The following is a 10,049-nucleotide window of genomic DNA, read 5'->3' on the forward strand; positions in this document are numbered from 1 at the left end:
CCCCTGCCGGGATCAGACGACCCGGATGCGGACCGAGTCGAAGGCGGGGGTCTGGTCGGCCCGCTCCATCATCGGGATGCGGTGCGAGCCGTCACCGGCCCACGAGCTGCACTGGGCGACGCCCTTCGGCAGCCCCGTGACGTCGATGGTCACCGTGCTGTCGCCGGCGCCGCCCTTGTTGTCCTGGGTGGCCACGAAGAAGGCCGGCTTGTCGCCCGGGGCGGGCGCCTCGTCGAGCGAGATCATCCGGCAGGCCGTGTGGAAGTGGCCGCGCTGGATGCCGTTGTCGTCGAGCAGTGAGCTCTCCAGGTAGTAGCCGCCCGCCGCGGCGCCGAGGAACCGGTCGCGCTTCAGGTTGCGCGTGGTCACGTCGATGCTGAAGGGCTGGTCCGCCTGCACCTGCTGGGGGAACTTCGTGATCAGCAGGGACGGGTTCTGGTTCGCGTCACCGACCTCGCCGAACTCGGTGGAGACGCAGCGGTCGCCCTTCTGGAAGCCGTCGTGCGGCGGCAGGTTGCTCTTCGAGCAGTCGCGGGCGAGCACGTCGAGACCGTTGATCTTCTCACCGCCCTCGGCGGCCGGGGCGTCCTCCGCGGCGGCCTGCTCGTCCTCCTGGGCGGCCTGGCCCCCGTTCTCCTGCCCGTTCTGTGCGTTCGCGTTCGCCTGGTCGGCGCGGTTCTGCCCGCCCCGGCCCTGCTGCTGCGCGTCGGCGGCGGCGTCGTCCGTGCCGGCGGCGTCCTCCCCGGCACCAGCGGTACCAGTGGCACCAGTGGCACCGGTGGCACCGGCGGCGTCCTCGGTCCCGGCGGTGCCCTCCTGGTCCTCCTGGTCGGCGACCGGCGCGGCGGCGCTGGCGCCCTGCCCGCTGCCACCGGTGGAGATCCGGTCGGCGGCGGCGGCGTACCCGCAGGCCGTCGGGACGACGAGCATGGCGGCGGCCGCGGTGGTCAGCAGGACGCGCCGCAGGCGGGCGGACCGGGCGGTGCGCCCGACGCGGGGGGTCTCGGGGGTGTCTGGGGTGTCGGTCCGGGTTGCCATCAGCGGGTCATTCCTCGGGTAGCGGATCGGGGGGAGCGGGCGGCCGGGTCGGACTCGTCGAGCCGGTGGCCGCCGGTGTCGGTGGAGCGCGGCACGCGGTGGCCGCCGGTCTGGCCGGCCCGGTCGGAACCGAGCAGGTCGTCGAAGCGGAACCCGCCCGAGTCGGCGCCGCGGCGCCGCCGGTGCGAGCCCGTGTCGGACACGGAGGGGAAGCCGCCGGAGTCGCTGACGGCCGTCGCGGTGCGGGCGGTGGGGAATCCGCCCGAGTCGGCCGCGTTCCGGGCGCGGTGGCCGCCGGTGTCCGAGGCCGACCGGGTCAGCCGGTGGCCGCCGGTGTCGGCGCGGCGGAAGCCGCCCGAGTCGTCGACGCGGAAGCCGCCGGAGTCGTCGACCCGCAGGCCGCCGCTGTGCGAACCGCTGTGCGAACCGCTGTGCGAACCACCCTGCGACCCGCGCCGCCGCGCGCGGTGGCCGCCGGTCGAGGTCGCGCCCGAGGGCTGGGCGGCGCCGCCCACCGGCAGCGGCGCGCGCTTGCCGCGTCTGCCCGACGACTCCTCCCGCGGGGCGGGGATGGTCAGCACCGGCGCCGAGTGCAGGGCCGCGAGCTGGCTGCCGGTGGCCGGGGCCGCGGCCGCCGGGGCCTTCTTCTTCCCGCGGCGCAGGGTGACCAGCAGGCCGATCGCCGCAGCGGCGCAGGCCAGGAACACGATCGCGGGGACGATCATGTCGGCGGGCGTGGTGGCCCCGCTGAGCAGGCCGGGCGAGGGCGCCTCGGGCAGGGCCGAGTAGTCGACGAGGCCGGTGGCCTCCAGCATCGCGATGTGCCCGGTCACGTACTGGAACGCGGTGTCGGCGAACTGCCGGACGAGCTCGTTGCGGGTGCTGACCCGCACGTCGGCGATGACCGGCAGCACGTTGCCGTGGGCCAGGCGCACGATCTGCACGGCGGTCTTGTCGTAGTCCGTGCCGGTCGTGTTCGTGATCTGGTTCATCCAGCCGATCTGCTGGTCCGACGGCCGGCTCGGCAGCTGCACGCCCAGCTTGTCCGCGACGTCGCGGTCGATCTGGTCGAGCACCGCGTGCTGCTCGGCCAGGTGCTGACCGGTCTCGCGGACCTGCTGGTTGGTGGCCTGCTGGGCCATCTGCTGGCCGGTCGGCGCCTCCCACAGGCCGGCCTGCCGGACCTTGATCAGCAGGTCGCGGTCGGCGGGTCCGAGCGGACCCCACTGGGTCTGCTGCCAGCCGCCGGTGCCGGGGGCGCCGGACGTCCAGGACTGCAGGACGGACACCGTGACGGCGCCGAGGACGGCGACGAGCAGGGCCCAGCGCACGGAGCGCGGGATGCGGTGCAACATCGATGGACCTTTCGGGGAGCGGCCCGTGGGGAGCGGGTGCGTGCCGGCCGCGAGGGGGAGCGTGGCCGGGTCCTTCGTGGTACAGGGTCGTGCGTCCGCCGGGCGGCACCGGCCGGCGGAGGGCTCGGGGGTCAGGCCATGTCGAACTGCTCGGTGTGGATGTGGTCGTCGGCGACGCCCATGACGGTCAGCGCGCCGTGCACGTCGGAGACCATCGAGGGCGGGCCGCAGAGGAAGTAGTCGTTGCGCGCGCCCACGTCGAGGGTGCGCAGGACGGTGGTCAGCAGCGCGACGTCGATCTCGCCCGTCGCGCCCGTCCAGGCCGCGGACGGCCGGCGGAGGACCTCGGTGACCTCCAGGTCGAGGTAGCTGCGCAGCATCGCGAGCTCGTCGCGGAACAGCAGGTCGCCGGTGTCCCGGGCGACGTAGATCAGCCGGTGCGGCCGCTGGTCGCCGCGGTCCGCCGCGGTCCGCAGCATGCTCATCATCGGGGTGATGCCCACGCCGCCGGCGATCAGGACCAGCCCGGCCGCCGGGACGTCGTCGCAGGTGAAGGAGCCGTACGGGCCGTCGACCCACACCGACTCGCCGGGGCGCAGGTCCCGCACGCCGGTCGCGAAGTCGCCCGTGCCGCGGATGGTGAACTCGGTGTACCGCGGATCGTGCGCGCTGCTGGCGATGGTGAAGGGGTGCTCCTCCACCGCCGAGCGCTGCAGCCGGACCCACGCGAACTGGCCGGGCGAGAAGCGCAGGCCCTCGCCGCCGTCGCGCGGGGACAGCACCAGCGTGGTCACGGTCGGGTTCTCGGCCCGCACCGCCTGCACGGCGAACTCGCCGCCGTGCTCGAGCACCGACCGCCCCCACCAGCGCATCGCGAACACGACCACGACGAGCATGCCGAGCGCGGTGAGGATCGGACCCATCACGGCGTCGTTCACCAGGTGCTGCAGCCACAGGACGTGCAGCGCGGAGCCGCCCAGCACGAACACGGCCAGCATCAGGTGCAGCCAGCGCCACACCTCGTAGCGCAGGTTGAACTTGCGCCGCCAGAGCGCCAGCGCGACCAGCAGCGCGATCGACACCGTGGCGGCGACGGCCGCGCGGGCCCGGTTCGGCGCGGTCGGCACCATCAGCAGCGAGACCTGGGCGGGGTTGGCCGCGACGACGGCCGCCAGGTGCACCGCGATGAGGACGGCGGAGAGGATGCCGAGCTGGCGGTGCAGCCCGACGACCGTCTCGATGCCGAAGGCCCGGGTCAGCCCGCGCAGCCGGGAGGGCAGCGCGGCGGTGCAGACGAGCGCGGACAGGGCCACCAGCCCGGTGACGGACGACAGCTGCCGCCACATGCCCATGGGCTCGGAGGTCAGCAGGTGCACCAGCGCGGGGCCGGCCAGCACCACGAGCAGTGCCGTCACCCATGCCGTGCGTGCGCCCGCCGCCGGGGCCGCCGAGACCGTCGTCCTGTCCACGGCGAAGGACGGTAGGCAAGCCTCGTCGGAGGGGTACGGAAGCTTAAGGGCCCGCCGGGCGACGGCGCCCGGCGCGGGCCCGGCGGTCGACGACGGGCGCGAAAATGATCCGAACGCCCGGGCAATTGCTCCGAACGCCGAGCAACCCCCTCAGATTCGGGCCTCGCGTGCGCCGGACGGTCGCCCACCGCCACCGCTCGCAGACCGACCGTGTCCGCACGGCGCAGGGCGCGCGGCGGAGCGCGGAAGGTCACCCCCTCACCGGCCGTTGACCCCGCCGCCCCTAGCGTGGCTCCCGACGGCCGCAGAGGTCACACTTCGGGCGGTGGGAAACGCCTTCGCAACCTGAACGGTGCAGTGTCGGGGACGTTTCGTGCCGCATACTCGAAGGTCACGGAAGAGTCACGGTGGGGGAGTGCTCATGGCAGGACGAGCGGGGCGCCGGGCACGGCGTGGACCCGCGCTGCTCGCGCCGATGCTGCTGGCGACGGGGATGGTGGTCGCGCTCCTCGCCGGCTGCGGGGCGCCGTCCTGGACCTACGTGACCAACTCCGCCGACCGTACCTATCTGAAGGTGCCCACGTCGTGGAAGCAGGTCCCCCCGACCGAGGTGGAGAGCCAGCTCGGCGTCGAGCCCGCGAAGGACTCCAGCGAGGGCGTGTGGATCCAGGCGTACGACTCGGACGCGCAGCCGTCGCTGAACCACATCATCGGTGAGTCCGCCGAGTCGCCGGCCATCCTGGTGACCGTCCAGCCCATCCCGGAGAAGTCGCGCGGGCAGATCTCGCTCGACACGATCAGGGACTTCATCTACCCGGTGTCCGACACGGCGCGCCAGACGATGCAGCTGGGCGGGCAGCAGAGCGGGCTGACCGGCTTCACCCTGCTCGGGGACGAGGTGCTGACCCCGGGCGAGGGGATCCGAGGCGTGCACACGGTCTTCTCGTACCGGGTCAACGGCGGAGCGCCGCAGATCTTCGACCAGACCGGCTATCTCAACGACGACGCCAGCAAGCTCTACCTCGCGCTGGCCCGCTGCTCGGCGGACTGCTTCGAGAAGCGGCAGTCCGAGATCGACGGCGTCGTCTCCTCGTTCACGGTTCGGGAGGGCCCATGACCATCACCGACGACCCGGCCGACCCCGGGAAGCCGGGGCAGCCGGAGGGCCCGCCGCCCGAGCAGCACGCACACCACGAGCCGCCGCCGGAGAAGTACGAGCCCCGGCGCAAGAAGGCGTCGCTGTGGGACCGCGGCAAGCTGCTGCTGCTGTTCGTCGTCGCGTTCCTGGTGATCGTGTGGTCGCAGGTCGCGGACAACCCGCTGATCACCTTCACGGACGCGTTCCGCATCGAGACCGTCGAGTCGCAGTGGCTGCTGTGGCTCGCCGGGCTGGAGCTGCTGCGGCAGATCCACTACTTCGTGTCGGAGCGGTGGTCGGCCTACCACGTCTTCTGGACGCGGAAGGTCTTCGGCGGCACCGACCGAGCGCTCAAGAAGCGGTTCTCGGACTGGACCCGGTTCCGGCTCGCCCGCGTGATCAAGATCGTGCTGCTGCTGGTGCTGGTCGCCCTGGTCGCCGGCGCGGCCCTGGGCACCTCGCCCTTCCTGGCGATCTTCCAGGCCCCGGCGCTGATCTGGCAGGCGCTGCCGTTCATCCTGCAGCTGGCCTTCGCGTTCTTCTTCATCGCGTTCCAGTTCATCGGCCTGTTCTGGCTGCTCTCGCGCGGCGGCGTGGACACCTACTACCCGGACGACATCAAGACCCGGTTCGCCGACGTCTGGGGTCAGGACCACGTGGTCCAGCGGATCCGCGAGAACATCATGTTCCTGGAGAAGCCGGACGAGATCGAGGCCAAGGGCGGCTACGTCCCCGGCGGCCTCCTGCTCTGGGGCCCGCCCGGCACCGGCAAGACGCTGATGGCCGAGGCCGTCGCGGGCGAGACCGGCAAGCCCTACGTCTTCGTCGACCCGGGCGCCTTCATCAACATGTTCATGGGCGTCGGCATCCTCAAGGTGAAGTCGCTGTTCCGGAAGCTGCGCAAGCTCTCGCTGCGCTACGGCGGCGTCATCGTCTTCTTCGACGAGGCGGACGCGCTGGGCAACCGCGGCTCGCTGGCGGTCACGGGGCCCGGCGGCGCGCCCCGCGGGTTCGGCCCGGCGCCCTTCCACGGGACCGGCTGCCACGGCTTCTCCTACCTGTCGCGGGACACGCAGTCGATGCTGTTCCGGCAGTCCATGGGCAGCACCCCGCCGGTCGAGGAGCCGCGCAGCCGCTTCGTGATGGGCGGCGCGATGAACGGCGGCGGCGGGGGCGGCATGGGCACGCTGCAGGCGCTGCTCACCGAGCTCTCCGGCCTGAAGAAGCCCCGCGGCCTGCTCAACCGGTGGGGCCGGCGGGCGCTGGGCATGCGGCCGAAGCCGCCGCCCAAGTACCGGATCCTCGTCATGATGGCCACGAACATGCCGGAGTCGCTCGACGAGGCGCTGCTGCGGCCGGGCCGCATCGACCGGATCTACCGCGTCGGCTACCCCTCGAAGGCCGGCCGGATCCGCACCTACCAGGGCTACCTGGACAAGGTGCCGCACGAGATCACGGACGAGCACCTCGACAAGCTCGCGACGATCACCCCGTACGCCACCGGCGCGACGATCAAGGACCTGGTCAACGAGGCCCTGATCACCGCGATCCGGGACGGCCGCGAGGTCATCACCTACCGCGACCTGATGAAGGCCAAGCAGCTCAAGGAGCTCGGCCCGCCCGAGGACGTGGAGTACATCGAGCGCGAGCGGCACGCCGTCGCCGTGCACGAGGGCTGCCACGCCGTCGTCGCCTTCCGGGTGCGCGAGCACATGGAGATCGACCTCGCGACGATCGAGAAGGGCTCGGACTACCTGGGCATGGTCGCGAGCATCCCGCCGGAGGACCAGTTCACCCGGTGGCGCTCGGAGTACGAGGCGGACATCCTCGTCTCGCTCGCGTCGCTGGCGGGCGAGCGGATGTTCTTCGACGGCGACAGCTCGTCCGGCGTCTCCGGCGACCTCGAGTCGGCGACGACCGTGGCGTCGTTCATGGAGGGCTTCTGGGGCATGGGGTCGACGGTGTCGTCGTACTCGTCGGCCCGGCGGCTCGAGGTCGGCGCCCCGGGCGGCGGCAAGGGCGTGCCGGGCAAGGACGGCAGCGCCGAGGAGGTGCTCCGCCGGGCGCTCGCCGACCGGATCGAGGACCACCTCGACGGGCTGTTGGACAAGGCCGCGGAGATCCTCCGGGAGAACCGCTCCTCGGTGCTCGCCATCGCGCACGCGCTGGAGACGCACAAGACGCTGACCGGCGAGGACGTCGAGGCGGTGCTCACCGGGCGGGAGGGCCCGACGATCGACGGCCGCATCTACGCCGACCCGGACTTCCTGGCTCAGCTGGAGGAGTACCACGCCGCGGCGGCCGGGGCGCACCGCGCCCACGCGCCCGTCCGGCTGGCGCTGCCCGCGATCCGCGAGCGGGAGGAGGGCAGCTCGGCCGCGGCCACGCCGCCGCCGTCCGCCCCGTAACCGAGCACGCGTCGGACGCCGGCCCGCGGACCACTCGCGGGCCGGCGTTTTTTCTCGCGTGCAACTCCGTACGGCGTACTGATGGAGTTTTCCGTACGCCGTACTGAGATGGGGGACATGATGACGATCCTGGTGACGGGCGCGACGGCGAACATCGGACGGAAGGTCGTCGACCACCTGGTGGCGGCAGGGGCGGGCGCGGTCCGCGCGCTCACCACGGACCCGGCCAGGGCGGCACTGCCCGAGGGCGTGGAGGTCGCCCTCGGCTACCTGCGGGAGCCCGAGACCCTGCCCGCGGCGCTGGAAGGCGTCTCCGCGATGTACCTCGCGCCGACGCCGGACACGGTCGAGGAGGTGCTGCGGCTGGCCCGCGAGGCGGGGGTGGAGCGGGTCGTGGACCTCTCCGGTGAGCACGAGAGCTGGTGGGGCGGGGTCGCGAAGGCGGTGGAGGCGAGCGGCCCGGCCTGGACGCACCTGTCCCCCGGCGACTTCATGGAGAACACCCTGAGTTGGGCGCCGCAGATCATCGCGACGGACGCCGTGCGCGAGCCCTACCCGGAGGGCCGCAGCACCCCGATCGCGATGGACGACATCCCCCGGGTGGCCGCGGTCGCCCTGACGACGCCCGGGCACGAGGGCAGGTCGTACCCGCTCACCGGTCGGAGGTGCTCACCCGCGTCGACCTGGCGGAGCGGATCGGGGCGGCCCGCGGGAAGCCGGTGGAGTTCGTGCAGGTCAGCCGGGACGAGGCCGTCGAGGTCCTGCGGCCGGAGATGGGCGGCAGCGCGGAGTGGTACGTGGACACGATCCTGAAGGGCGGCGTCGACCGGCCCGCCCGGGTGCAGTCCACCGTCGAGGAGCTCACGGGCGCGCCGGCGACGACCTTCGCCGAGTGGGCCGCCGCGCACGCAACAGCCTTCCGCGCCCAGCGCCCCGCGCCGAAACTCCCGACTCGCGGTGCCAGATCTCCCGACTCGCGGAGTCCTGCCCGCGAGTCGGGAGATGTGGACGCGCGAGTCGGGAGATGTGGACGCGCGAGTCGCCAGATCCGGTCAGGGGACGAGGATCGCCCGCCCGCGGACCCGGCCGGCGTCGAGGTCGTCGATCGCCTGCTGGAAGTCGTCCAGCCTGTAGCGGGCGGTGTGCAGCGTGACCAGGCCGCGCGCGGCGAGCTCCATCAGGTCGCACAGGTCGTTGTAGCTGCCGACCAGGTTGCCCACGATGTTCTTCTCGGCGGAGATCAGGTCGATCGTCGGCACGTCGACGTTCTCGCCGTACCCGACCACGTGGTAGTCCCCGGCCTGCTTGGTCATCTGCAGGCCCTCGGACGTGCTGCCGCCCTCGCCCACGAAGTCCACGACGACCTCGGCGCCCTCCCCGCGGGTGAGCTCCAGGACGTGGTCCACGTGTCCGCCGTCCGCCACGACCCCGAGGTCCGCGCCGATGGACTCGGCCAGCTTCACGGCCTCCGGATTCCGGTCCACCACGACGATCGTCGCCGGCGTCGACGCCTTCAGCACCTGGATCCCGATGTGTCCCAGCCCGCCGGCGCCGATCACCACGCAGGTGTCGCGCGGGCCGAGCCGCCGGGCCGCCTTGGCCGCCGCGTGGTAGGCGGTCAGACCCGCGTCGGCGAGCGCGGCGACGTCGGCCGGCTCCAGCGCGTCGTCCAGCTTGACGACGCTGCGGGCGGAGGTCCGCAGGTACTCGGCGTACCCGCCGTTGGTGTCGATGCCCGGGAACTGCGACTGGGTGCAGTGCACGTCGTCGCCGGAGCGGCAGGCGCGGCAGAGCCCGCAGGTGATCAGCGGGTGCACGATCACCTTGTCGCCCTCGGCCACGTTGGTCACCGCCGACCCGACGGCGGCGACCCAGCCCGCGTTCTCGTGCCCGATCGTGTACGGCAGCGTGACCTGCGACTTCTCGGCCCACTGCCCCTCGAGGATGTGCAGGTCGGTCCGGCACACTCCCGCGCCGCCGATCTTGACGATCACGTCGTACGGCGCGACGACGGTCGGATCCGGCACGTCGGTCATCTCGAGGTTGCGGTGGTACCCCACCACCTGGACGGCCCTCATCACGCGGTCTCCCTGCTCTCTGTTCCGGCCAAGTCGTAACGGGTGGCCAGCAGGCCACGGCAGAAGTGGGCGTTGCCCTCGATCGAGATCCGGGTGGACCGCGCCAGGCGCAGCTGCAGCGGCAGTTCGACCTGCGGGTACGGCGTGCCGCTGTGGTCGACGAACACCGGCAGGTCCTCGCCGGTCCGCAGCCCGATCGCGGCGCGGCGGCGGAGCAGGGCGCGGGTGGCGTCGTCGAGCGGCAGGTCGCCGATCGTGACGCGGCCCAGGTCCTCGACCGCGCACCCGCCCCGGACCATCCGGGTCAGCACCCGCTCCATCGCGGCCGTGTGGGCCTTGCGCCGGAACGTGGTCCGCAGCTCCTCGAGGTCCTGCTCGGCCTCGTGGGCGAAGGTGCCGCGGTAGCCGGCGTCGGCGGCCAGCCCGGTGTTGATCAGGTCGGAGTCGTGGTGGGGGGGGGGGGGGGGGGCCCCCCCGCCGGGGGCGCGGCGCGCCCGGGGCGCCCCGCTATCGGGGCAGGCCACCACCTAGGCGCGGAGAGCGGGGCCCGCGCGGGGGGGGAG

At 73.0% G+C, this 10,049-nt stretch carries 8 protein-coding genes; 3 read left to right on the top strand and 5 right to left on the bottom strand.

Annotated elements, in window-relative coordinates; translation table 11 throughout:
• Positions 1–12: 12 nt before the first annotated feature.
• The 3 genes from AB0B41_RS03810 to AB0B41_RS03820 all read right to left on the bottom strand — a co-directional run bounded on the left by AB0B41_RS03810 (position 13) and on the right by AB0B41_RS03820 (position 3,862).
• Entirely contained in the window at positions 13–1,038 is a 1,026-nt protein-coding gene (locus AB0B41_RS03810; protein ID WP_358198619.1) for a hypothetical protein, read from the bottom strand.
• The gene (locus tag AB0B41_RS03815; protein WP_358198620.1) at positions 1,038–2,393 is read right to left on the bottom strand and encodes a DUF4142 domain-containing protein; all 1,356 of its coding nucleotides are present in this window, start codon (positions 2,391–2,393) and stop codon (positions 1,038–1,040) included. Before AB0B41_RS03815 ends, AB0B41_RS03810 begins: the two co-directional genes overlap by 1 nt.
• Before the next feature lie 131 nt (positions 2,394–2,524).
• Positions 2,525–3,862 (bottom strand): ferredoxin reductase family protein, encoded by a 1,338-nt coding sequence (locus tag AB0B41_RS03820; RefSeq protein ID WP_358198621.1) that lies wholly within the window; start codon positions 3,860–3,862, stop codon positions 2,525–2,527.
• 421 nt (positions 3,863–4,283) lie between these two features.
• On the opposite strand from AB0B41_RS03820, the gene AB0B41_RS03825 reads away from it, so the two are divergent.
• From AB0B41_RS03825 to AB0B41_RS03835, 3 genes are all read left to right on the top strand, one after another.
• Complete coding sequence (locus AB0B41_RS03825; protein WP_358198623.1) at positions 4,284–4,979, top strand: hypothetical protein; 696 nt, start codon at positions 4,284–4,286, stop codon at positions 4,977–4,979.
• Positions 4,976–7,408 (top strand): AAA family ATPase, encoded by a 2,433-nt coding sequence (locus AB0B41_RS03830; protein WP_358198625.1) that lies wholly within the window; start codon positions 4,976–4,978, stop codon positions 7,406–7,408. Before AB0B41_RS03825 ends, AB0B41_RS03830 begins: the two co-directional genes overlap by 4 nt.
• Before the next feature lie 81 nt (positions 7,409–7,489).
• Entirely contained in the window at positions 7,490–8,221 is a 732-nt protein-coding gene (locus AB0B41_RS03835) for an NAD(P)H-binding protein (RefSeq protein ID WP_358198627.1), read from the top strand.
• A gap of 239 nt (positions 8,222–8,460) precedes the next feature.
• On the opposite strand, the gene AB0B41_RS03840 is transcribed toward AB0B41_RS03835, so the two are convergent.
• Entirely contained in the window at positions 8,461–9,486 is a 1,026-nt protein-coding gene (locus AB0B41_RS03840) for an NAD(P)-dependent alcohol dehydrogenase (protein WP_358198629.1), read from the bottom strand.
• Entirely contained in the window at positions 9,486–10,010 is a 525-nt protein-coding gene (locus AB0B41_RS03845) for a hypothetical protein (RefSeq protein ID WP_358198631.1), read from the bottom strand. The genes AB0B41_RS03840 and AB0B41_RS03845 overlap by 1 nt, the downstream gene beginning before the upstream one ends.
• Positions 10,011–10,049: the final 39 nt, after the last annotated feature.

Source organism: Pseudonocardia sp. NPDC049154, assembly GCF_040648315.1.
Lineage (GTDB): Bacteria > Actinomycetota > Actinomycetes > Mycobacteriales > Pseudonocardiaceae > Pseudonocardia.